Source organism: uncultured Tenacibaculum sp., assembly GCF_947504135.1.
Taxonomy (GTDB): domain Bacteria; phylum Bacteroidota; class Bacteroidia; order Flavobacteriales; family Flavobacteriaceae; genus Polaribacter.
Genome location: NZ_CANNGG010000002.1, coordinates 46573 through 70038, shown reverse-complemented (window position 1 = coordinate 70038; position 23466 = coordinate 46573). Strand labels below are relative to the sequence as shown.

Annotated in this window: 21 protein-coding genes and 2 tRNA genes; 19 read left to right on the top strand and 4 right to left on the bottom strand. The window is 32.8% G+C overall.

Going from position 1 to position 23466, the window contains the following annotated elements; translation table 11 throughout:
* Positions 1 to 23: 23 nt before the first annotated feature.
* The 3 genes from truA to Q0663_RS03680 all read left to right on the top strand — a co-directional run bounded on the left by truA (position 24) and on the right by Q0663_RS03680 (position 3041).
* The gene (truA, locus tag Q0663_RS03690; RefSeq protein ID WP_299006546.1) at positions 24 to 758 is read left to right on the top strand and encodes a tRNA pseudouridine(38-40) synthase TruA; all 735 of its coding nucleotides are present in this window, start codon (positions 24 to 26) and stop codon (positions 756 to 758) included.
* Positions 758 to 2524: an ABC transporter ATP-binding protein gene (locus Q0663_RS03685; RefSeq protein ID WP_299006543.1), complete on the top strand. Its 1767-nt coding sequence runs from the start codon at positions 758 to 760 to the stop codon at positions 2522 to 2524. The genes truA and Q0663_RS03685 overlap by 1 nt, the downstream gene beginning before the upstream one ends.
* Before the next feature lie 70 nt (positions 2525 to 2594).
* On the top strand, positions 2595 to 3041 hold the full coding sequence (locus Q0663_RS03680) for a hypothetical protein (protein ID WP_299006541.1): 447 nt from the start codon (positions 2595 to 2597) through the stop codon (positions 3039 to 3041).
* Between the two features lie 55 nt (positions 3042 to 3096).
* Here the strand turns inward: Q0663_RS03680 and cdaA are convergent, their stop codons facing one another.
* Positions 3097 to 3879 (bottom strand): diadenylate cyclase CdaA, encoded by a 783-nt coding sequence (gene cdaA, locus Q0663_RS03675; protein ID WP_299006539.1) that lies wholly within the window; start codon positions 3877 to 3879, stop codon positions 3097 to 3099.
* Between the two features lie 60 nt (positions 3880 to 3939).
* Positions 3940 to 4758 (bottom strand): dihydropteroate synthase, encoded by an 819-nt coding sequence (gene folP / locus Q0663_RS03670; RefSeq protein WP_299006537.1) that lies wholly within the window; start codon positions 4756 to 4758, stop codon positions 3940 to 3942.
* Positions 4759 to 4838: 80 nt separating this feature from the next.
* On the opposite strand from folP, the gene Q0663_RS03665 reads away from it, so the two are divergent.
* From Q0663_RS03665 to Q0663_RS03650, 4 genes are all read left to right on the top strand, one after another.
* On the top strand, positions 4839 to 5384 hold the full coding sequence (locus tag Q0663_RS03665; RefSeq protein ID WP_299006534.1) for a DUF1599 domain-containing protein: 546 nt from the start codon (positions 4839 to 4841) through the stop codon (positions 5382 to 5384).
* Positions 5385 to 5402: 18 nt separating this feature from the next.
* Positions 5403 to 6374, top strand: a complete 972-nt coding sequence (locus Q0663_RS03660) for a DoxX family protein (RefSeq protein ID WP_299006531.1) — start codon at positions 5403 to 5405, stop codon at positions 6372 to 6374.
* 142 nt (positions 6375 to 6516) lie between these two features.
* Positions 6517 to 6909 carry a fluoride efflux transporter CrcB gene (gene crcB / locus Q0663_RS03655; protein ID WP_299006529.1) on the top strand — a complete coding sequence of 131 codons (393 nt, stop codon included), beginning with the start codon at positions 6517 to 6519 and terminating at the stop codon, positions 6907 to 6909.
* Positions 6910 to 6967: 58 nt separating this feature from the next.
* Positions 6968 to 7672, top strand: coding sequence for a crotonase/enoyl-CoA hydratase family protein (locus Q0663_RS03650; protein ID WP_299006527.1), 705 nt, complete (start codon positions 6968 to 6970; stop codon positions 7670 to 7672).
* 29 nt (positions 7673 to 7701) lie between these two features.
* Here the strand turns inward: Q0663_RS03650 and Q0663_RS03645 are convergent, their stop codons facing one another.
* Positions 7702 to 8310 (bottom strand): DUF1684 domain-containing protein, encoded by a 609-nt coding sequence (locus Q0663_RS03645; protein WP_299006525.1) that lies wholly within the window; start codon positions 8308 to 8310, stop codon positions 7702 to 7704.
* Positions 8311 to 8668: 358 nt separating this feature from the next.
* Here Q0663_RS03645 and Q0663_RS03640 point away from each other — a divergent pair, with 358 nt between their 5' ends.
* Together Q0663_RS03640 and Q0663_RS03635 are read left to right on the top strand one after the other, a co-directional pair.
* The gene (locus tag Q0663_RS03640) at positions 8669 to 8899 is read left to right on the top strand and encodes a hypothetical protein (protein ID WP_299006522.1); all 231 of its coding nucleotides are present in this window, start codon (positions 8669 to 8671) and stop codon (positions 8897 to 8899) included.
* A gap of 144 nt (positions 8900 to 9043) precedes the next feature.
* Positions 9044 to 9118: transfer RNA gene (locus tag Q0663_RS03635), tRNA-Pro, on the top strand.
* A 36-nt stretch (positions 9119 to 9154) separates the two neighbouring features.
* Here Q0663_RS03635 and Q0663_RS03630 read toward each other — a convergent pair.
* Entirely contained in the window at positions 9155 to 9985 is an 831-nt protein-coding gene (locus Q0663_RS03630) for an AraC family transcriptional regulator (RefSeq protein WP_299006519.1), read from the bottom strand.
* A 245-nt stretch (positions 9986 to 10230) separates the two neighbouring features.
* Between Q0663_RS03630 and Q0663_RS03625 the strand changes: the two genes are divergently transcribed.
* From Q0663_RS03625 to Q0663_RS03580, 10 genes are all read left to right on the top strand, one after another.
* The gene (locus Q0663_RS03625; RefSeq protein ID WP_299006517.1) at positions 10231 to 12687 is read left to right on the top strand and encodes a TonB-dependent receptor; all 2457 of its coding nucleotides are present in this window, start codon (positions 10231 to 10233) and stop codon (positions 12685 to 12687) included.
* Positions 12688 to 12710: 23 nt separating this feature from the next.
* Positions 12711 to 14066 (top strand): hypothetical protein, encoded by a 1356-nt coding sequence (locus Q0663_RS03620; RefSeq protein ID WP_299006515.1) that lies wholly within the window; start codon positions 12711 to 12713, stop codon positions 14064 to 14066.
* A 188-nt stretch (positions 14067 to 14254) separates the two neighbouring features.
* A tRNA-Thr gene (locus Q0663_RS03615) sits at positions 14255 to 14328 on the top strand.
* Between the two features lie 98 nt (positions 14329 to 14426).
* Positions 14427 to 15032: a uridine kinase gene (udk, locus tag Q0663_RS03610; protein WP_299008053.1), complete on the top strand. Its 606-nt coding sequence runs from the start codon at positions 14427 to 14429 to the stop codon at positions 15030 to 15032.
* Position 15033: 1 nt separating this feature from the next.
* The gene (locus Q0663_RS03605; RefSeq protein ID WP_299006512.1) at positions 15034 to 15351 is read left to right on the top strand and encodes a septum formation initiator family protein; all 318 of its coding nucleotides are present in this window, start codon (positions 15034 to 15036) and stop codon (positions 15349 to 15351) included.
* A complete protein-coding gene (locus Q0663_RS03600; protein WP_299006509.1) occupies positions 15351 to 16697 on the top strand; it encodes a methylmalonyl-CoA mutase subunit beta in 1347 nt (448 codons plus the stop codon). Before Q0663_RS03605 ends, Q0663_RS03600 begins: the two co-directional genes overlap by 1 nt.
* Entirely contained in the window at positions 16690 to 18753 is a 2064-nt protein-coding gene (gene scpA / locus Q0663_RS03595) for a methylmalonyl-CoA mutase (protein ID WP_299006506.1), read from the top strand. The genes Q0663_RS03600 and scpA overlap by 8 nt, the downstream gene beginning before the upstream one ends.
* A gap of 5 nt (positions 18754 to 18758) precedes the next feature.
* Positions 18759 to 19637: a phosphatidylserine decarboxylase gene (locus tag Q0663_RS03590; protein ID WP_299006501.1), complete on the top strand. Its 879-nt coding sequence runs from the start codon at positions 18759 to 18761 to the stop codon at positions 19635 to 19637.
* A 105-nt stretch (positions 19638 to 19742) separates the two neighbouring features.
* Positions 19743 to 22889 carry a cytochrome c biogenesis protein CcsA gene (gene ccsA, locus Q0663_RS03585; protein WP_299006499.1) on the top strand — a complete coding sequence of 1049 codons (3147 nt, stop codon included), beginning with the start codon at positions 19743 to 19745 and terminating at the stop codon, positions 22887 to 22889.
* Positions 22890 to 22950: 61 nt separating this feature from the next.
* Positions 22951 to 23466, top strand: a complete 516-nt coding sequence (locus tag Q0663_RS03580; protein WP_299006496.1) for a DUF2892 domain-containing protein — start codon at positions 22951 to 22953, stop codon at positions 23464 to 23466.

The following is a 23466-nucleotide window of genomic DNA, read 5'->3' as shown; positions in this document are numbered from 1 at the left end:
AGCTGTTTAAAATTTTTACATTTTTGAGGTATTTTATCGAACTAGCATACAACGGGAAAAATTATCATGGTTGGCAAGTACAACCACACGCAATTTCGGTTCAAGAAGTAATAAACAAAGCTATCAGTACAATTTTACGACAAGAAATTAATATTGTTGGTGCTGGCAGAACAGATGCAGGTGTACATGCTTCACAAATGTTTGCTCATTTTGATATTGAAACTCCTTTAAGTGATAATTTCACCTACAAACTTAATGCTATTTTACCCGATGATGTGGTAATATTTAACACGACATTAGTACACGACGATGCACATGCTCGCTTTGATGCTAATAGTAGAAGTTATGAATATAAAATATGGTTAGGTAGAAATCCGTTTTTGTTAGAAACTAGCTGGCAATTGCATCATCAACAATTAAATATTGAGTTGATGAATGAAGCAGCTACTATTTTATATAAATATGAAGATTTTGAGTGTTTCTCAAAAGTAAAAACAGACGTTAACACATTTAACTGTACCATAACCAATGCCGAATGGATTATGAAAGGTAATGAGCTTACTTTTCATATTAGTGCTAATCGTTTTTTAAGAAATATGGTTCGCGCCATAGTAGGTACGCTAATTGATGTTGGCCTTGAAAAAATTACTATTGATGATTTTAAAAAAATTATTGAAAGTAAAAACAGAAGTAACGCTGGAGTTTCAGTTCCGGCAAAAGGTTTATTTTTAACAGCAGTAACATACGACTATATATAGTGAGCAAAATAACAGGAAAAGCATTCGACATTAAAATTTTTGCACGACTAATGAGTTTTGCAAAAAAGTACCGCCTACGTTTTATCGTTGCTGCGGCTTCTACAATTTTATTAGCAGGATTTGCAGTTCTTACCCCTGTAATTTTAATGACTGCAATCGATGACTTTACTTCCACTAAAGACATTACTAGACTAGTATACTTCACAATAGCTATGGTGGTTGCTTTATTAGCTCAAGTTTTATTTCAATTTAGTTTTATTTATAATGCAAATTGGGTAGGTCAACATATTATTAGAGATATAAGAACCAAAATTTTTAGGAAAATTATAGAGTTTAAAATGAGTTATTTTGATAACTCTTCTGTAGGAAAACTGGTAACTCGTGTAGTTTCAGATATAGAAACCATTTCAAACTTTTTTACTCAAGGAGTTTTTATGATAGTAAGTGATATTTTATTAATGCTTATTGTTATAGCTGTAATGTTTTATAAAAACTGGCAACTTGCTTTAATTGCGCTTGCTACCTTACCTGTACTAATTTATGCTACAAAATTATTTCAAATAGCAATAAAATCTACTTTCCAAGATGTACGTAACCAAGTAGCAAACCTTAATAGTTTTGTGCAAGAAAGAGTTACAGGAATGAAAATTGTTCAACTTTTCAACAGAGAACGAATTGAGTACAAAAACTTTATAAAGATTAACAAGGAGCATAAAAAAGCACATATAAAAACTGTTTGGTACTACTCAATCTTCTTCCCTATTGCAGAAATACTTTCTTCAATAGCTATCGGATTAATTGTTTGGTATGGAGGATTACAAGTGATTGAAGATAGTGCTGTTAGTTTAGGTGCTATTATCGGTTTTATAAAAATGGCTCAAATGCTTTTTAGACCGTTACGACAAATAGCAGACAAGTTCAATCAATTACAAATGGGAATTGTTGCTGGTGAGCGTGTTTTCAACGTAATTGACACTGACAGTTCAATAGACAAAAACGGAACTATCATAGCAGAAAACGTTGAAGGAAACATTAGTTTTAAAAATGTTCATTTTAGTTATATAAAAGGAGAAGAAATATTAAAAGGGATTAGTTTTAATGTAGAAAAAGGACAAACCGTAGCTATTGTTGGGGCTACAGGTGCAGGAAAATCAACCATCATAAACCTTATTAGTCGATTTTATGAAATTGATAGTGGACTTATTGCTATTGATAACATTCCTGTTCAAGATTATGAGATTTCTTCTTTACGACAAAAAGTAGCGGTAGTATTACAAGATGTATTTTTGTTTTCAGATACTATTTTAAATAACATTACGCTACGAAACGAAAATATTTCGCTAGACCAAGTACAAAAAGCTGCCAAACAAATAGGAATTCATGACTTTATTATGAGCCTTCCTAACAACTATCATTACAACGTAAAAGAACGCGGAGGTATGCTTTCATCTGGTCAACGTCAATTAATTGCTTTTTTACGTGCTTATGTTAGCAATCCAAGTATCTTAATTTTAGACGAAGCTACCTCTTCTGTAGATGCTCATTCAGAACAAATGATTCAATACGCCACAGATGAGATCACAAAAAACAGAACTTCAATAGTAATTGCACATCGCTTAGCAACAATTAAAAAGGCTGATATTATTATAGTTATGGACAAAGGTCGTATTGTTGAAAAAGGTAATCATACAGAATTGTTAAAAAAACATGAGGGCTATTATAAGAATTTGTACGAAAAACAGTTTAATAGTGAAACGATAGTGTAAATAAATTTGTTTACACCAATCAAAATAGTACATTTGTTATTCAATCTAAAAACTAAAAAATCAATAAACGATGAAAAAAGTAATCTTATCTGTATTTGTTGTTGGTGCATTATTAGCAACATCTTGTAAAAAAGAAGCTAAAGACGCTAAAGATGCAACTGTAGAAGCTGTAGAAAACGCTACAAAAGCGACTGAAGATGCTGCAACAAAAGCAGTAGAAGAAACTAAAGAAGCTACAGAAGAAGCTGTTGAATCAGTAAAATCTGCAATTGAAGGAATCGAAATTCCTCAGTTTGAAGACCCTAAAGTAGGTGAGTATTTACAAACTTACTCTCAATACGCTAAAGATTATATCGAAGCTAAAGGAGATGTTGTTAAGAATACTGAATTAGCTAAAAAAGGTGTTGAATTAGCTGCTAAAGCTAAAGAAATAGCTGCTAATTTAGACGAAGAAGCTACTAAGAAGTTTAACAGCGTAATGGCTGCTATTCAATCTAAAATGGCTCCTGCTCAATAATTTTTTTGACACGGAATACAATAAAAAAAGGCTCGCAAATTGCGAGTCTTTTTATTTATGCCATTACATCTTTTTCTAATTTTTTATGAAGTTCTTCGAGCGATTTATACAAAACAAACTCTCCGTCTTTTATATATGAAATCTCTCCCGTTTCTTCAGAAACCAATAAACAAATCGCATCTGTTTTTTCGGTAACACCAATAGCAGCACGGTGTCGTAAACCAAAACGTGCAGGAATCTTTGTACTGTCAGAAACTGGTAAAATCACACGAGTAGCTACAATATAATTATCTCTTATAATTGTTGCTCCGTCATGTAACGGACTGTTTTTATAAAAAATACTTTCAATAATAGCTTCATTTACCAAAGCATTCATTTTATCTCCAGTATTCACTAAAAAATCAAGATTATTTGTTTTTTCTATTACTAATAATGCTCCTGTTTGGGTTTTAGACAAATTGGCACAAGCCTTTAAAATCGTATCTATATCTATTTCTGAATGAATTTCAGACTTCAAAAATTTGAGCTGATTTAAAAATCCTCTTTTAGTAGAGAAATTGGTAGTTCCTATCATTAATAAAAACTTCCTGATTTCTTGTTGAAATACAATAATTAACGCGATAACCCCTCCTGAAAGCAAATACCCCAAAATACCGCTTAGCATTTCCATATTAAGCGCTTGTGTAACTTTCCATATTAAAAAGATAAAAGCAATACCTATTACAATATTTATTGCTACCGTTCCTTTTAACAGTTTATAGATGTAAAATAATAAAACTGCTACTAAAAAGATATCCAGTACATCCAAAAACGAAAAATCGATAAAATCTAGGTTCATTAATTTTCTTGAAGTTTTTACTATTTAAAATGATCTAAACAAGTAAATGTAAGCATTTTATTACAACTGATTTACAATCGTTACCGCTTCAACTGCTTCTTTTACGTCATGTACTCGTAAAATATGCGTTCCGTTTAACAAAGCAATAGTGTTGGCTACCGTAGTTGCATTTAAGGCTTTTTGAGCTGAAGTTCCTAATATTTTATACAACATTGATTTTCTTGAAACCCCTGTTAAAACAGGAGCATCTAAGCTTTTAAACAATGATAAGTTTTTAAGTAACTCGTAATTTTGGTCAACTGTTTTTCCAAAACCAAAACCAACATCGATAATCACGTCATTAACTTTTAGTTGACGAAGTTTAAAAAGCTGCTCTGCAAAAAAAGATAGTACTTCAGTAACCACATTTTCATACTGCGGATTTTTTTGCATGTTCTGCGGAGTTCCTTGCATGTGCATCATAATATATGGCACTTGCAATTTTGCTACCGTTTCAAACATATTAGTATCCATCTTTCCACCAGAAATATCATTGATGATGGCTGCGCCAGCGTTGATAGACTCCTCTACCACTCTACTCCTAAAAGAATCAATTGAAATAAGAATTTCAGGAAAATTTTTTGCCAACAACTCAACCACAGGAAGCATTCTTTGCAATTCTTCTTCTTCAGAAATATGCTTCGCTCCTGGTCTTGAAGAATATGCCCCAACATCAATAAAAGTCGCTCCTTCATTCAACATCTTTTCTGTTTGAGCTAAAAAATCATGTTCGTTTTTATATTTTCCTCCATCAAAAAAAGAATCAGGGGTTACATTTAAAATCCCCATAACCTTAGGCGTGGTAAGATCTAGTAAGGTTCCTTTACAATTAATCGTCATTACACTAAATTTCCAAGTAAAAATAAATGAAAAGCTTGTAATATTTACTATTTTTGGTCGAATACTTTTAAATAAGAAAGATGCAAGACACCTCAAAACAGTATGATGCTGTAGTTGAAGAATGTAAAAATTTATTTACCAAGAAAATGAGCGATTATGGTAGTGCTTGGAGAATTTTAAGACTCCCATCACTAACCGATCAAATATTTATCAAAGCACAACGCATTCGTCAATTACAAGAAAATACTGAACGAAAAGTTGATGAAGGAGAAAAATCAGAGTTTATTGGTATTATCAACTATTCAGTAATGGCATTAATTCAAATAGAATTAGGAGTTGTTGAACAACCTGATTTAACTACTGAACAAGCCACTGAATTATACAACAAACACATAAAAATCACCAAAGAGTTAATGGAAAATAAAAACCATGACTACGGTGAAGCGTGGAGAGATATGAGAGTATCATCGTTAACCGATTTAATTCTACAAAAACTACTTCGCGTAAAACAAATTGAAAACAATCAAGGTAAAACTTTAGTTTCTGAAGGAATTGATGCTAATTATCAAGATATGATTAATTATGCTATTTTTGCCATGATTCACCTTTCTGAATTAGAAAATTAACCTAAAACAACCCCTAATATGATTTTAAAATTGTTAACTCATATTTCAAGAGTACTTGTAGGACTTCTTTTTATTTACTCTGGATTTGTAAAATTGGTAGACCCTATCGGTTCTCAATACAAGTTTGAAGAATATTTTAGTGCTGGTGTACTAAACTTAGAGTTCTTAATACCTTTTGCGTTACCTTTTTCTATTCTTTTAATTGTTACTGAATTGGTTTTAGGTATTATGCTTTTAGTAGGATACAAAGCAAAATTTACTGTTTGGAGTTTATTTGGTATTAACCTTATCTTCTTATTTTTAACTTGGTACTCGTACACTTACAACAAAGTTACCGATTGCGGTTGTTTTGGAGACGCTTTAAAACTTACACCAAAAGAAACATTTTATAAAAATGTGGTGTTTATGGTATTTATTGTAATCCTAATTTTAGGCGTTAAACACATTAAACCTTTCATTTCTAGCAAAATTGCTTCTGTAACAACTTTTGCTTCAATTTTTGTATCACTTTTGGTAACCTATTACGTATTACAACACTTACCAATCATCGACTTTAGAGCCTACTCAGTAGGAACTGATATTGCTGAAGGTATGAAATACCAAGAAGGAAGTGACGACATTCCTCCTATTCACGATTTTATGATTGAAACTGACGAAGGTGATAAATTAGAAGAAATGTTAGCTAAAGAAAAAGCCATGTTGGTTGTTATGTATAATTTTGATAAAACTGAAGAAGAAGGAATTTCAAAAGTTTCAGAAGTTGCAAAACAAGCTAGCGAACAAGGTTATGAAATTTATGTACTAACTGCTTCTTACATTGAAGACTTAGCAGCTACCCAACAAAAATATAAACTACCTTACACTTTCGGATTCTGTGATGAAACCGCTTTAAAAACTGTTATCAGAGCCAACCCAGGTATTGTTACCGTTAAAAATGGAATAATTGCTGGAAAGTGGAACTGGACAGATGCTGACGACGTAGAACTATAAACAATTATACAATTTATATATAAGTAAAACCTCACAAATTTGTGAGGTTTTCTTATTTTAGCACATACAGAAAGCTGATTAGAGATACTTTAAAAGTTTCTCTAACAAGTTAAAATCAAGCTTTAATCTAGAACTATTCTTTGTGAAACAACTTTTATTAGTCTTTATCGGCGGCGGAATAGGTAGTGTATTGCGATACATTATCGGAAAAGCGTTAAACAGCTCACAAACAGGAATTCCATACGGAACATTTACTGCTAATATTTTAGGTAGCTTGCTTATCGGAATTATTTTAGGTTTAGCCGCCAAGAACCAAGCATTAACTCAAAACCACACGTTGTTATTAGCTACTGGTTTTTGTGGTGGTTTCACCACTTTTTCAACCTTTGCTTACGAAAACCATATCTTTTTAAAATCAGGTGATTTTAGCAGTTTTGCCCTATACACTATCGCTAGTTTTATTATTGGTTTTTTAGCGGTTTTTGCAGGAATTTTCTTAGTAGACTACCTTTGGAATAATCCGCAAAACATTTAAACTGTAAAGGACAATCTAAAGAGACCCTCTCAATAATAAAATAAAATTCATATAACAAATGAACGAACTTATACAATATACCTCAGCAGACAATCATGTACTAATTACAATTATCAACGGAAAAGCCAACGCAATTTCTCACGAAGTAATTGACGCCTTAAATACCGCTTTTGATAACGCTGAAAAAGAAGAAAAACCAGTAATCTTAACTGGGCAACCAGGAATTTTTTCTGCGGGTTATGATTTAAAAAGCATGACTCAATCTGCCAAATCTGCTTTAGGTTTAGTTACCAAAGGGTCGCAATTATCACACAGAATGTTATCATTTCCTTATCCTATAATTGCTGCTTGTTCAGGGCATGCTGTTGCTAAAGGCGCATTTTTATTGCTGTCTGCAGATTACAGATTAGGTATTGAAGGAGATTTTAAAATTGGACTAAACGAAGTTATGATTGGTATGACCATGCATAATGCAGGTATTGAGATTGCAAAAGCACGTCTTGCTCCTATTTATTTTGAGAGAAGCGTAAGTTGTTCAGAAATATACAATCCGAAAGAAGCTATTACTGCTGGCTTTTTAGATAAAGTTGTTCCGCAAGAACACCTATTACCTACAGCTTTTAAAATAGCTGAAATGTTTACCAAACTAAACAAGAAAGCACACACCGAAACAAAATTAAAGGTTAGAAAACCTTATTTAGATTCATTAGCCAAAGCTATTGAACAAGACAGTAAAGAAGGATTAACTCCTCCTTCAAAATAAAAAAATCCTGCTCTTGCAGGATTTTTTTCTTAAGGTTTTTTATAAGCCATTACTCCAGCTTTTATTTCTGTATCTAAAGAATTTTCTTGGGGAGGAATAGGACACGAATAACGATCACTATACGCACAATACGGATTGTATGCTTTGTTAAAATCAATTGTAACTGTTCCGTTTGGTTGTATATCTGAAGTGTACACGTCTACATAACGCCCACCTTCATAAGACGTTTTACCATTCGTGTTATCTAAAAATGGTAAAAACAAATGATTAATATATTCAGGATCAGGATTGACATCTTGATAAATAGCTAACTCAAAATCTTTTCCTTCAATAGAAAAAGACAAAATTCCATATTTTCTATACAACACTACCCTATCTGTTGTTGTTGGAAAATTAAAAACAGGGGCATCTGGCAATAATGCTATTTTGGCATTTACAGCGTATTTTTCATCAATAGGAAAGAAATCAAGACCTTTAAACTCCTTCAATCCCTTTTTTGTTAAAGGTGATTTTGACGCATCTTTAAATTTGGTATTCATTTCTGTCTGAAAATCAGATTCTCCTAAAACCGTTCTTTTCCTTTCGGTTTTACAAGACAAAAACCCAACGACAAGTAACAATATCACTATTTTTTTCATATTTCCCTTTATTCTTCGGTATTCAACAAAAATACTATATTCTTAGTAAAACAAGGCGATTCCTTAAAGAATCATTAATTGACATATCAAAAACTGTTAATTTTCTGCTAATAACTTGACATAACAATATAAAATCACTATTTTTATAGATATATGTCTATAGTTGATCTAGGGAATTTTTCAACGACAATAAAAAAAACTTATTAGCACATAAGGTAAATTGATGGTTTTACCTATAGTAAACATAAAGTTTCCTTTAAATTTGTCGCCCCAGTTATTTTAGGGGTTATTTTTTTTAACCAAATCAATTACCAGACAAAACCTAAAAGAAAATTTTAAATTAAAATTGGTAGATTTTATGAATTCAGAATTAATCAATAAGGCAGAAGAGTTTGAAAACAGAAAATTCAAATTTGTTACTACTAGCGATAGAATACTAGCTGCTAGAGAAGCAAAAGCTCTAATTTTAGAGATTAACGAGGTATACAAAAAAACAAAAGACGCTACGTTAATGGATATCATGAAACGTTTAACAGCTGTGAAACAACGAATTGAAAAACGTTTAAAAGGTAAACCTTTAACTGCCTAAACAATAAACAGCGTTTTAACACGTTAGCAATATACATAAGAATCGTAGTTATGTTAACTACTACTCTCATTATAATATTTATTCTTGATAAAGTTCTAAGTAAATTTACTTAGAACTTTTCATTTTTAAATATATTTGTAACATCGGGATGTAGCTTAGTCCGGTTAAAGTGCTGGTCTGGGGGACCAGAGATCGGTGGTTCGAATCCACTCATCCCGACTTCTATCATTTATATATTTTTCAGACTAAAAAAAACTAATCAAGTAATTGACTTGGCAAATAGCCTAACTTCTTTTTAAATGCTACGGTAAAATGCTGTGGATTTTTATAACCAACTTCGTAGGAAGCTTGCGCAACCGTATAATTGTTATTTACAATTAACTCTTTAGCTTTTTCTAACCTTAAGGAGGTTATATATTTAAAAACAGTTACCCCATAAAATTGCTTAAAAGCGCTTTTGAATTTAGAAGTGTTAAAACCAGCCAAAACAGAGAGTTTTTCAATTGTTAAATCTTTATGTAGATTGTTTTGAATATAGTTTTCTATTTTAACTAGCACTTCTTTATCCTCTTCTCTAAGCTTATTAATTGCACTTTTTAAATTTGATGACTGAAGTGCTAGCAATACTATTTCAGTCAACTTAACTTCCAAGTACGATTTGCGCGCCACACCTTTGAAGGAACAATTAATGAGCTCATTAACAACATCTCTTAACTTGTTATTTAAAATCATGTTTTGACCTAAAACAGCACAAAAAAGATTTTTCTCTTTTGCTTCTTCATAGTTTTTTAAACTTTCAAGATAAGCAGTTCCCATTTTATCTTTCAAAAAAGATTCTGTAAAATAAACAGCTAAAACATTGCTTTTACCTTTTAAATATGTAATTGAATACTTTAAGTTAGGTAAATACAACAAACTATGCATATTACTTTGTATCTTAAATTCTGAATTCTGACAATCCTCTAAAGAGAAAAGCGCATCACCATTAAAAACAAATTGAAGTAAAAAAACAGGTTGATCTTGAGTCGCTTCCAAAACAAAATCTTCTTGATCACTAGTCACAAAATCTTGAGCTAAAACAAACACACTACCTAAATCAATACTTTTAAAAGTTATTTTAGAACCCGAGTAAACCTCTTCTTTTAAAGAAATAGTCTTCAATTTTTTTTTAAATATTTTCACTATTTCTTTACTACCAATACCTGAACTTTTAAGCCGAATTTCCATTTATTCTTTTTACGTTATAATAATTCCTTTTTACGTTATTAAGAACCGTTTTAAACAAAATACTTTTGCAAAGGTAAATTATTATTTTAATTAAATCTAAATAAGTGAAAATTAAACTACTTCTATTATCTTTCTTACTGACGTTTTCTTCTTTTGCCCAAAACAATAAAAAAGTTATTCAAGGAAAGGTAGTAGACAGCTTTGGCACCCCTTTATATGGAGCTACTGTTACAATTAACAATAATTCTGAAGCAACTATAACAAACGAGGACGGAACATTCAGCTTAAGAAGCTCCCTCCATAAAAAAAGCACCATTACCGCTTCGTACATGGGGTTTAAACCAGAATCAAAAGAAATAAGATTTAACACCAAAACAACCAACTCTAAACTAATTATAAACTTTTCTTTAAATGAAGATATTGAGTTGTTAGATCAGGTTAGTGTAAAAGGTAAGTCTAAAAAAACAAAAAAAGAGACCAAAGGTTTTGCTGTTAACATTATTGAAACTAAAGAAGCTAGTCTTAGAAACATACAAACCAACGAGCTTTTAAACACTACTGTAGGAGTAAAAATTCGTCAAAGTGGAGGTTTGGGCTCTCGAGCTCAATATAGTTTAAACGGGCTATCTGGCAATGCTGTTCGTATTTTTATCGACGGCATTCCTATTTCAATGTATGGATCTTCATTTAATCTAAACAGCATCCCACCCTCTATGATTAAAGATATCGAAGTTTATAAAGGTGTTGTACCTGGACATTTAGCCGATGATGCTCTGGGAGGCGTTATCAACATAACCCTTCACAAAGGAAACAAAAACAACTTTAACGCTTCGGTTTCATACGGTTCTTTCAACACTTTTCAAATGAATTTTAATGGTTTGTATCGTATTAAAGAATCGGGTTTCACCATAAAAGCTTCTAGCTTTCTTAATTATTCTGATAATGACTATAAAGTTTGGGGAGGGCAAGTAAAACACATCGAAGTAAACGGAAGCCAAACCCCAATTACAGCAAAAAGGTTTAACGACGCTTATAGATCTACCGGAGGAACGGTGCAAGCTGGTTTCACGAACGTAAAATGGGCCGATCAATTTTTAGTAGGGTTTACAGGTTCAGATGATTACAAAGAAATACAACATGGTGCCTTCATGACCATATTGCCTTACAACGGTAGGTTTATGAAATCTGACGCTCAACTAGCCAATCTTACTTACCAAAAAAAAGATTTACTTTTTAAAGGATTAGATGTTAACATAACCGGACTTTACGGCACAAGAAATAGAGTTGTAAACGACACGGTAAGTCAAGCCTATACCTGGAAAGGCGTAAAACTACAGAGAGAACAATTTAATCCAGATGGAACAGTAAGTATTGTTGACCATAAATATCCTTGGAAATCTCAACAAGAAGGAGGCCCAACACTTCTTAACATCAAAAGAAATGTTGCCTCTATAAGAACTGGTGTGTCTTATAAGATCAATAAAAACCACAAAGTACAGTTAAATCATTTTTACAGCGGACTTGACAGAGAAGACAGTGATGAATTAAAATCACTTTTAGAAAACACCTTTAAACAAACAAGTGATTTATATAAAAACATCTATTCATTAAGCTACGAGATTAACGCTTTTAACAACAAATTAAAAATAAACACTTTCGGAAAACATTACCAACAAAAAGTAGCAAACACAAAACCTGTTTTTCAAGACAATAATGACGGTACTAAAAGCGTAGTGGATGAAATTTACAATAGTAAAAAGAATTATAACGGATACGGATTTGCTTTCTCTTACGCACTTCTTCCTAATATTACCTTATTAACCTCTGCTGAAAAAGCTATTCGATTACCAAATGAATCTGAAGTTTTTGGAGATGCTGGAGACAATATAATTCCAAACCTTAAAGTTCAACCTGAAATCAGCAACAATTATAATCTTGGTTTTCGACTAGGAAAGTTCAATATAAAAAAGCACGGATTAACCGTTTCTACCAATTTATTCACACGAAACATTAAAAACTTGATTGGACTTCCACCAAACTCAGACGGTCTTAGAGAAAGTGATGAAGTTGTGCAATATGCAAACTTTAACGAACGAACAACATCTAGAGGAATAGAAGCTCAAGTAAATTATAGCTACAATGAAAACTTCGGATTTAATTTTAACGTTTCACGTTTAAGGCTAAAAACAAAAAACAGAGAAGGCATGACGGTAGATGTACCTAACACTCCGTTATTTACCATGAACGCTGCAATGCGCTATTCTGTTCAAAATTTTATTCAGAAAAACTCACGCTTAAACCTATTTTACAACGCTTATTTTACAGATAAGTTCTTATACCAAAATCCTCCTGGAAACAATAATAGTGGTCTAGAGCATTTTCAAATCCCGAAACAGTTTATACAAGATTTAGGACTTAGCTATACATTCCCTAAAAATAATATTGTTTTAAGCTTCGATGCTAAAAACATTTTTAACAAAGCTGCTTACGACAATCGATCAGTACAAAAACCTGGTCGCTCATTTTTCTTAAAACTTAATTACACAATACATAAATTTTAAAAAATAATAAAAACAGATTAGATATGAAAAAACATTTTTTTCCCTTTAGAACGCTAGTGCTAGCAGTAAGCTCTCTATCACTCATGGTAAGCTGTAGTGATGACACTAACATTACTCCTAATGAAGATAAAGATTCAGATAGTAGGTGGATTACAGTTGCAGGTGCTAGAATGGGAACCAATCCAGGTGATGGTAACGGCGGAACACTAATTTACGCCATTAGCTCTGAAGACGCTAAAGACCCTACTAAAACTATTGAACCTTTCAATAATGGTTTCATTGTACCATCAAACAGAACTGCTAGACTCCAAGCTTCAGAAGACGGAAACACTATATTCAACATTAGCTACGCAGGAGATACTGGTGGTAACTACACTAAATATACCGTAAAAGGCGGACAAAACTTTGTGCAAACAGGTTCTGAAATCAGCATTGCTCCTTACGTAGGTACTGCTCCTAGATGGATTAAATTATTTGATGGAGACAAAACAGGTGCTGCTGTATACGTAAGTACCGAACATAAAGTTGACGACAAAGGCACTGAAGATGTTACAGATGACACTTACATTCGTACCGAAGCAACTATGGGAATAGTAACTTTAGATTTAGAAAATTCTGCCATCAAAAACTTTCAAGAGCACAGTATAGCTTTAACTGCAGAAGAAGAAGCTAAAGGTTATTATATCGGTAGGATTGACATGCCTGTCTTAAACGCAGCAGGAAATAAGCTATATATAGGTACACAAATTCGTAAAGTAAACCCTGAAACCATAGAAAGAGAAAGAAATTTTGAAATTTTAGGCTCTAAAACTATTGTATTAGATTATCCGTCTCTACTTAATCCTAAGATAGTTTCATCTACTGTAGGACTAGGAAACACAAACGGCTACCGTAGCATCAATGCTTTCTTATATAACGGTGATGTTTATCAAGCTAACCAAGGAGACCCAAATGGTTCACATATTTTAAAAATTAACTCAAACAACGACTATGATAATTCTTATGTCTTAAACCTAGATGAAGCTTTAGGTGTACAAGACGCTTACATCCTTGCTTGGAGACCTACTGACAACGGAAAAGCAATCGTAGCGTATCGTCATGCAGGATCCACAGAAGGTGTAGCTGGTGCTCAAGGATTTTTTGCTCTTGTAGATTTGAATGCAAAGACAGCTACTAAGATAGATGCCATTCCTTACGATCCTGATTTCTACCTATTCCAATACCAAGGCTTTGCCGTTGAAGGAAACGAAGTATACTTAACCCAAGCCCCAGTAGGTAAAAGCGGAAATATTTATATTGTAAACACCGAAACAGGTAATGTAACCAAAGGCGCACAACTAATTAACGCTGAAGGAAGCCATTTTATTGGCGCTTGGTAAAAGACAAAACAAAGATAAACACTCTATAAAAGTCCCATATTGAAAACTCAACATGGGACTTTTTTCTTCAAAAACACACTCTTTTTCAAACACTTAAAAACCACCTCAAAAAAAAGTTATTCAAAAACTAAAAAAAGTTTTTTCAGTTTCAAAAAACATTATATATTTGCCACGCTTTTGAGGCAAACGCCGATGTAGCTCAGCTGGCTAGAGCAGCTGATTTGTAATCAGCAGGTCGTGGGTTCGAGTCCCTCCATCGGCTCAAAACTAAAAGCGCTAACAAAAAGTTAGCGCTTTTTTTATGCGCTTATTTTGCTAAATTTGTCATAACTCTATTTTTACAAAAACTTAATGAAAAATATATTTGTTATTGGTATTGCTGGAGGTACAGGGAGTGGAAAAACCACGGTAGTAAACCAAATTATTAACGAACTTCCTGCTGATGAAGTTTGCGTTATTTCTCAAGACTCTTACTACAAACAAACAGATAACCTAACTTACGAAGAACGTACTAAGATAAATTTCGACCACCCTAGAGCAATCGACTTTGATTTAATGGTGGATCATCTATCTGAATTAAAAAGCGGATGCATTATTGAACAGCCGGTATATTCATTCGTTGCCCACAACAGAACCAAAGACACTATAAAAACACACCCTAGAAAAGTTATTATTATTGAAGGTATTTTGATTTTTAATAGCAAAGAACTTCGTAACTTGTGTGACATAAAAGTTTTTGTTCATGCCGATGCTGACGAACGCTTGATTAGACGTGTAAGAAGAGACATTAAAGAACGAGGTAGAGATGTTGATGAAGTTTTAAACCGCTACCAAAGCACCTTAAAACCTATGCATCAGCAATTTATTGAACCCACAAAAAATTACGCTGATATTATCATCCCTAACGACAGGTATAATACTGTAGCTATAGACATTGTAAGAACAGTAATTAACGACCGTTTATAACATGAGTTTTAAATCAATAAAAAACAAACCTTCCTTTAAAATAGCCACTAATATTTATGTGATTATACTCACTGTTTTTGTGGTTTGGATGCTTTTTTTTGATGAAAACTCTTACCTTACACATAGAGAGTTTAATAAGGAAATTAATGAGTTAAAAAGCTGGATTGATTATCATGAAAAAAAAATCAAAAAAGACAAAAAAATCATTCAACAACTACAAGACTCTCTTCAACTAGAACGCTATGCTAGAGAGAAATATTTAATGAAGAAAGAAGATGAAGATATTTATATTATTGAATTTGATACCATAAAAAAGTAATGAGTAACTATTTATTTGACGAATTTCAAGGTGTTACCCCTGCAGAATGGAAACAAAAAATACAAGTAGACCTTAAAGGTGCCGATTATAACGATACACTTTTATGGAAAACTGAAGAAGGTATTACCGTAAAACCTTTTTATACTAAAGAAGACAGAACCAACATTGAGGTTAACACTCCCCATAAAGGTTTTGCTATTTGTCAATCTATTAACATTGAAAACGAAGAAGAAGCGAATGCATTTGCTATCGACTCAATTCAAAGAGGAGCTAGCGCTATTGAATTCAACGCAAAAAAAGAGTTTGACTACAAAACCTTATTAAAAGGAATTGACACTCAAAAAACTTTACTTTACTTTACTTTTAATTTTTTATCATCAGAATTTGTAAAAAAACTAGCTGATTTCACAAACTCGGACAAGTGCTACTTCAATATAGATATTATAGGAAACTTAGCTAGCTCAGGAAACTGGTATTCTAATCTTAAAAGCGATCATACACAATTAGAAGAAATAGCAAAAGCTACTCAAAATGCTATTTGTGTTAATGCTTCCATTTATCAAAATGCAGGAGCAACCATAGTTCAACAATTAGCATATGCACTTGCACACGCAAACGAATACTTGAATCATTTTGGAGGTTCAATTGCAAACAATATTCACTTTAATTTTTCTGTAGGAAGTAATTACTTTTTTGAAATAGCCAAACTACGAGCTTTTAGAATTTTATGGGACTCTCTTTTAAAAGAATATAACACTGAAGCAACTGCTCATATTTTTACACAACCAAGTTTTCGTAACAAAACCATATACGACTACAATGTAAATATGCTACGTACAACTTCTGAATGCATGAGCGCTATTTTAGGAGGCGCAAATACCGTAGCTAATAGTTCTTATGATAAGATTTTCCATCAACCAAACGAGTTTGGAGAACGTATATCAAGAAATCAACTATTAATCCTACAGCAAGAAAGCGAATTAGCAGAAGCCCAAAATATTGCTAACGGTGCATACTACATTGAAACAATTACTCAACAACTTGCCCAAAAAGCACTAGAAGTTTTTAAATTAATAGAAAAAAGTGGTGGTTTCTTAAAACAATTAAAAGAAGGAGTTATCCAACGAAAAATAAAAGAGTCTGCAGATAAAGAACAACAATTATTTGACTCAGTAGAATTAGTGTTACTTGGAACAAACAAAATTCAAAACGAAAACGACAAGATGAAAAACGATTTAGAAGTTTCACCTTTCTTGAAAATTCGTAATAAAAAAACACTAATTCAACCTATTATTCAAAAACGATTAGCTGAAAAGCTAGAACAAGAACGTTTAGAAAATGAGTAGAAAAGATATATCTAACATACAAATAGATAAAAGCCAAGAACAACAAAACAAAAACTTTAAACACGAAGATTTTGTGGCTGGTATTGCACCTAACTTACGTGGACCTTACTCTACCATGTATGTTCGTAGACCTTGGACAATTCGTCAATACGCAGGTTTTTCTACTGCTGAAGAAAGTAATGCCTTTTACCGTAGAAATTTGGCTGCCGGTCAAAAAGGATTATCAGTTGCTTTCGATTTAGCTACACACCGAGGTTACGACTCAGACCATGAGCGTGTACAAGGTGATGTTGGAAAAGCAGGTGTTGCTATAGATTCTGTTGAAGACATGAAGGTCTTGTTCGACCAGATACCATTAGATAAAATGTCCGTTTCCATGACTATGAATGGAGCTGTATTACCAATTTTGGCATTTTATATTGTAGCAGCTGAAGAGCAAGGTGTAACTCCTGAATTATTATCAGGAACTATCCAAAACGATATTTTAAAAGAGTTTATGGTGCGTAACACTTACATTTACCCACCTACTCCATCAATGAAAATTATTGCTGATATTTTTAGATACACTTCTGAAAATATGCCAAGATTCAATTCGATTTCTATTTCAGGATACCATATGCAAGAAGCTGGTGCTACTGCAGAAATTGAATTGGCTTATACTTTAGCTGACGGATTGGAATACATTAAAAAAGGACTAGAGGCAGGAATGGATATTGACACCTTTGCTCCTCGCCTATCTTTTTTCTGGGCTATTGGAATGAATCATTTTATGGAAATTGCTAAAATGCGCGCTGGTAGAATGCTTTGGGCTAAACTCGTAAAACAATTCAACCCAAAAAACCCAAAATCATTAGCATTAAGAACCCACTGTCAAACTAGTGGATGGAGTTTAACTGAGCAAGATCCTTTTAACAACGTAGCCCGTACTGCAATTGAAGCCATGGCTGCTGCTTTTGGAGGAACACAAAGTTTACACACTAACGCTTTAGACGAGGCTATTGCCTTACCTACCGATTTTTCAGCACGTATTGCCCGTAACACACAAATATACTTACAGCAAGAAACCCATATTACAAAAACAGTTGATCCTTGGGCAGGTAGTTATCATGTAGAAAAACTTACTGAAGAAATTGCCAATAAAGCATGGGAGCTAATTCAAGAAGTTGAAGAATTAGGAGGAATGACCAAAGCTATTGAAAAAGGGATTCCTAAAATGCGTATAGAAGAAGCTGCAGCAAAAAAACAAGCAAAAATCGATAGTGGACAAGATGTTATTGTTGGTGTTAACAAATACCAATTAGAGCAAGAGGATCCTTTACATATTTTGGAGGTAGATAATGAAGCAGTTCGTCAATCTCAAATTGACAGACTAAACGACTTAAAATCGAAAAGAAACCAAGCTGAAGTAGATAAAACTTTAAGTGATTTAACTGAATCTGCCAAAACAGGTGAAGGAAATTTATTAGATTTAGCTGTAAAAGCTGCAAGAAACAGAGCTACATTAGGTGAAATTTCTGACGCCCTTGAAACCATTTTTGGACGTCATAAAGCAGTACATAAAACCATATCTGGCGTGTATAGTAAAGAAATAAAAGATGACGAATTATTTAAAAAAGCCACTGAGTTAGCCGATAAGTTTGCTGAATTAGAAGGACGTCGTCCTCGAATTATGATTGCTAAATTAGGACAAGACGGTCACGATCGTGGTGCTAAAGTAGTTGCTACTGGTTATGCTGATTTAGGTTTTGATGTAGATATAGGTCCTTTATTTCAAACACCACAGGAAGCTACAAAACAAGCTATAGAAAACGACGTACACATTTTAGGAATTTCATCGTTAGCTGCTGGACATAAAACATTAGTCCCTCAAGTAATTGCTGAACTTAAAAAATATGGACGTGAAGATATTATGGTTATTGTTGGTGGAGTTATTCCCGCACAAGATTACCAATTCTTGTTCGATGCTGGCGCTGTAGGTGTTTTTGGCCCTGGAACAAAAATAGCACAAGCCGCTATTGATATGCTAACCATTTTAATTGATAGTACCGAAGGATAACGGTTATGAAAATAAAATTCATTGATAGAAAAACAGGTAAAATAATTACCGAAACCCCTCCTGGAGAAGGGTACCTAAAATTGCTATACAACAACCCATTTGGTAAAATGGCTTTGTTACCATTGGTTAAACGTAAATTTTTATCATCATGGTATGGTAAACTCATGAACAAACCTAACTCTATTAACAAAATAAACAGTTTTGTTAGAGAGCTTCAAATTGACATGAGTGAAGCTGAAAAACCTTCGGAAGATTATATTTCTTTTAATGATTTTTTTTATCGAAAGTTAAAATCTGACGCCCGACCTATTGAAGAAGGTTTTGTTTCTCCTGGTGACGGGAAAATGTTAGCATTTAAAAAAATTTCAGACATTCATAATTTCTTTGTTAAAGGACGAAAATTCACCCTAGAAGAGTTTTTAGGCAATAAAGAACTAGCCACAAAACATAAAGACGATTCTTTAATTATACTTCGATTAGCCCCTAACGATTATCATAGATATCATTTTCCATACGACGGAACTCCTTCTGAAGTAACAAAAATTAAAGGACGCTATTTTTCAGTATCTCCTTACGCTTTAGCTGCTAACTTTACCAAAGTATTTTGTGAAAACAAAAGAGAATACTGCACTTTAAAAACACACGATAAGGGAGATATTATTATTGCCCCTGTAGGCGCCACCATGGTTGGAAGTATTATTGAAACCTACACACCAAATACTGAAGTAAAAAAAGGCGACGAAATGGGGTACTTTGCTTTTGGTGGTTCAACTATTGTATTGTTAGTTAATAGTTATAAAATTACTATTGATGAAGATATTTTAACCAATACCAAAAACAAGATGGAAACCTTTGTTAAAATGGGAGAGCGAATTGGAAATTAACCTTCATAAATTTAACATTTTACCTTTTAAAAATGATTGATTTCTTAGGGTGATTAACGCTTTAATCCGTAAATTTGCGTCGTTTTATACTTAGCAGATGTACTGATGAAAAAAATCTTAGATACCCTCTACTCTACCCGTTTAATGGCTGTATTATTTTTTGTTTTTGCCATTGCCATGGGAGTTGCCACTTTTATTGAAAACGACTACGGAACACAAACCTCAAAAGCATTAATCTATAATACTTGGTGGTTTGAGTTAATCATGGTGTTTTTTGTAATCAACTTTTTTGGAAACATTTTCAGATACCGATTATACAAAAAAGAAAAGTGGTCTGTACTATTATTTCATGTCTCTTTCCTTTTAATTTTAATAGGAGCAGGTATTACAAGATACATTAGTTATGAAGGTTTAATGGTTATTGATGAAGGAGAAACCACCAACCAATTCTATTCAGAACACACGTATTTAAATGTGATTATTGATAATAGCGAGTTTCAAAAAACGACCGCTAATAAATTATTACTTTCTGCTTGGGGAAGCAATTCTGCTAGTTTTACAGAAAATTTCCAGCCTCAAAAAGGCGGAAAAAACCATGAGGTTTCTTTTAACTTAGTGGATTACATACCTTGGTCCGAAACAAAAATGGTACCTGATGAAAACGGAGCAGAGCACTTGTTTTTAGTTGAAAGTTCTGACGGAAGCAGGCATGAACACTACGTTAAAAAAGGAACCATAGAAAATATTCATAATATTTTAGTTGGTTTTGAAGCGGAAGATAGAAATGCAGCCTCTATTAATTTCTTTTACGAAGATGGAAGTTTAAAAATGACTTCAAAAAATGATGGAGATTGGCTTCGAATGGCAGACCAAAAAAAAGGTTTAATAGTTAAAGACAGTGCACAACACTTTCAATTCTTAACACTTCATAATGTAAACGGGCTACAATTTGTTGTTCCAAAATCACCAGAAAAAGGAGAAATAAAAACTGTACGAGGTAAAAAAGACGATAAAAAATATGATACTGTAATTTTTGACGTTACTACAAACGGAGAAACTAAGCGTGTAGAGTTTTATGGAGGTAAATTTAATGTTGATAACCAACAACAATTCAGTATTGGAGAACTAAACTTTAGAGCTTGGTATGGCTCTAAACTATTAGAAACTCCTTTCAGCGTAAAACTAAATGATTTTCAACTAGAAAAATATCCTGGATCAGAAAGTGCTGCTGCTTATGCTAGTGAAGTTACAGTAATTGCTCCAGAAGAAACTTTTGATTATAGAATTTACATGAACCATATTTTAGATTATAAAGGATATAAATTCTTCCAATCTAGTTATAAAATTGAAGGGGAACACGAACAAACTCACCTATCGGTAAATCACGATTTTTGGGGAACTTGGATTACCTATATCGGTTATTTCTTATTATTCTTTGGTATGACTGCTGCATTATTTGTAAAAGGAACTCGTTTTCACGATTTAAAACAATCGTTAGTTAAAATCCGTAATAATAAAGCAAAATTATCAGTAATTGCTTTATTCATTTCTTTAGCTGGATTTAGTCAACACAAACAACACCAGCCTAATCAAATTACTGAAGCGCAAATTGATTCTATTTTAATTGCTAACAAAGTAAATAATGAACATGCCGATTTATTCAGCTCTTTAGTAATTCAAGATGCTGGCGGACGTATGAAACCTGCACATACTTTTGCTTCGGAATTGGTTAGAAAAGTAGCCCATGTTGATAAATTTAAAGACATGGATCCTAGCCAAATTTTACTTTCAATTACTGAAAGTCCGATGCTTTGGTTAAATGTTCCTTTTGTTTATTTGGAAGAAGGAAACACACAAGTTAGAGAACTTTTAGGAGTTGACAAAGATGCTGAATATGCACGTTTTATTGATTTTTACAATCCTGATGGCTCTTCTAAAATCAGTAAACTTGTTGTTGAAGCTGAGAAGAAAAAAATTCAAAATAAATTTGAGAAAGACATCATAAAAATTGAACGTAGAGTTTGGTTATTATCGCAAGCCTTAGGAGGAGGAATGTTACGTATTTACCCTATTCCTAACGATGAAAACAACAAATGGGTTTCGCAACCAGAAACATTACAAGCCAATTTTAAAGGAACAGACTCTGTATTTGTACGTCAGTCGTTGCCTGTGTACTTACAATTATTACAAGCTTCAAAAAAATCTGGAGACTATACTGAAACCAACAAAGTTTTAGACGGAATTAAGAAATTTCAACGAAAATTTGGTGCGGACGTTATTCCTGCAAAAGATAAAATTGATTTAGAAATTGCTTATAACAAACTAAACATCTTCGTAAAACTTTCGAAGTACTACGGATATGTAAGTTTACTTTTAATTGTATTTGTTTTCTTACAAATTTTTAACAACAAACCATGGGTTAACAAGGTTGTAAAAGTATTAATAGGTATTGTTATCTTCCTTTTTGTTTTCCATGTATTAGGATTAACAGCACGTTGGCTCATTAGTGGTAATGCTCCGTGGAGTAACGCTTATGAATCTATCATTTTTGTTGGACTAGCTACCATGTTATTTGGATTAATCCTAGGAAAAAAATCTTCATTAACCATTGCTGCCACGACATTTTTAGTTTCAGTAATATTAATGTTTGCTCACCAAAACTGGTTAGATCCTGAAATTGCCAATTTACAACCTGTACTAAACTCATGGTGGTTATATGTACATGTATCTGTAATCGTTGCAAGTTACGGTCCGTTTGCCATGGGAATGATTTTAGGAATCTTCTCTTTATTCTTAATCATTTTCACCAATGAAAAGAATAAAAAGAAAATGGACTTACATATAAAAGAGTTAACAGTAATTAATGAAATGGCTTTAACAGTAGGTTTGGTTATGCTTACTATTGGAAACTTTTTAGGTGGTATGTGGGCTAATGAAAGTTGGGGACGCTACTGGGGTTGGGATCCTAAAGAAACATGGGCGTTAATTTCAATTATGGTATATGCTTTTGTATTGCACATGCGATTAATTCCTGGATTAAGAGGAAGATTTACTTTCAACCTATGGTCTATTATCGCTTTTGCAGCTATTATGATGACTTATTTTGGGGTAAACTTCTACTTATCAGGACTACACTCTTATGCAAGTGGAGACAAAGTAATAACTCCTACCTCTGTATATTATTCTGTAGCTTTTGTAGCTGTTTTAGGAATTGCTGCTTGGGTTAAGAACAAAAAGTATTACAAGAAATAAGTTGACAGTTTTTCTGTTAAAAAAATGTATTTTTGCAAACCGATAAAAAGAAAAGACAATTATGTTCAATAAAAATATAAAATTAGTTCTAGCTGCTTTAATAACAGTATGGTCTGTGTACGAGTTTACACAAGGACATATAATGAATGGAATATCAATACTTTTACTTGCTGGATTATTTATTTTATTTTACTTCAAAAACGAATTTATTCTTTTAGCTTTTTTACAGCTTCGTAAACAAAACTTTACAGGAGCTCAAAAATGGTTAGGATACATTAAAAACCCTTCTGCTGCTTTAACCAAAAAACAAGAAGGGTATTACAATTACCTACATGGTATTATGCTATCTCAAACTAACATTACACAAGCCGAAAAATATTTAAAAAAGGCTGTTAAGTTAGGCTTAGCTATGGACCATGATTTGGCCATGGCTAAATTACAATTAGCAGGAATAGCAATGACTAAACGTAGAAAAAGAGAAGCTACAAATTTAATGGCAGAAGCCAAGAAATTAGATAAACACGGGATGCTTAAAGAGCAAATGCAAATGATGAAACAACAGATGAAGAAAATTTAA

What these genes read in the sequence shown, in the direction of transcription:
- Q0663_RS03680 (WP_299006541.1), top strand. Translation starts at nt 2,595, where the DNA reads ATGAAAAAAGTAATCTTATCTGTATTTGTTGTTGGTGCATTATTAGCA.
- cdaA (WP_299006539.1), bottom strand. Translation starts at nt 3,879, where the DNA reads ATGAACCTAGATTTTATCGATTTTTCGTTTTTGGATGTACTGGATATC.
- folP (WP_299006537.1), bottom strand. Translation starts at nt 4,758, where the DNA reads ATGACGATTAATTGTAAAGGAACCTTACTAGATCTTACCACGCCTAAG.
- Q0663_RS03665 (WP_299006534.1), top strand. Translation starts at nt 4,839, where the DNA reads ATGCAAGACACCTCAAAACAGTATGATGCTGTAGTTGAAGAATGTAAA.
- Q0663_RS03660 (WP_299006531.1), top strand. Translation starts at nt 5,403, where the DNA reads ATGATTTTAAAATTGTTAACTCATATTTCAAGAGTACTTGTAGGACTT.
- Q0663_RS03650 (WP_299006527.1), top strand. Translation starts at nt 6,968, where the DNA reads ATGAACGAACTTATACAATATACCTCAGCAGACAATCATGTACTAATT.
- Q0663_RS03645 (WP_299006525.1), bottom strand. Translation starts at nt 8,310, where the DNA reads ATGAAAAAAATAGTGATATTGTTACTTGTCGTTGGGTTTTTGTCTTGT.
- Q0663_RS03640 (WP_299006522.1), top strand. Translation starts at nt 8,669, where the DNA reads ATGAATTCAGAATTAATCAATAAGGCAGAAGAGTTTGAAAACAGAAAA.
- Q0663_RS03620 (WP_299006515.1), top strand. Translation starts at nt 12,711, where the DNA reads ATGAAAAAACATTTTTTTCCCTTTAGAACGCTAGTGCTAGCAGTAAGC.
- Q0663_RS03605 (WP_299006512.1), top strand. Translation starts at nt 15,034, where the DNA reads ATGAGTTTTAAATCAATAAAAAACAAACCTTCCTTTAAAATAGCCACT.
- Q0663_RS03600 (WP_299006509.1), top strand. Translation starts at nt 15,351, where the DNA reads ATGAGTAACTATTTATTTGACGAATTTCAAGGTGTTACCCCTGCAGAA.
- scpA (WP_299006506.1), top strand. Translation starts at nt 16,690, where the DNA reads ATGAGTAGAAAAGATATATCTAACATACAAATAGATAAAAGCCAAGAA.
- Q0663_RS03590 (WP_299006501.1), top strand. Translation starts at nt 18,759, where the DNA reads ATGAAAATAAAATTCATTGATAGAAAAACAGGTAAAATAATTACCGAA.
- ccsA (WP_299006499.1), top strand. Translation starts at nt 19,743, where the DNA reads ATGAAAAAAATCTTAGATACCCTCTACTCTACCCGTTTAATGGCTGTA.
- Q0663_RS03580 (WP_299006496.1), top strand. Translation starts at nt 22,951, where the DNA reads ATGTTCAATAAAAATATAAAATTAGTTCTAGCTGCTTTAATAACAGTA.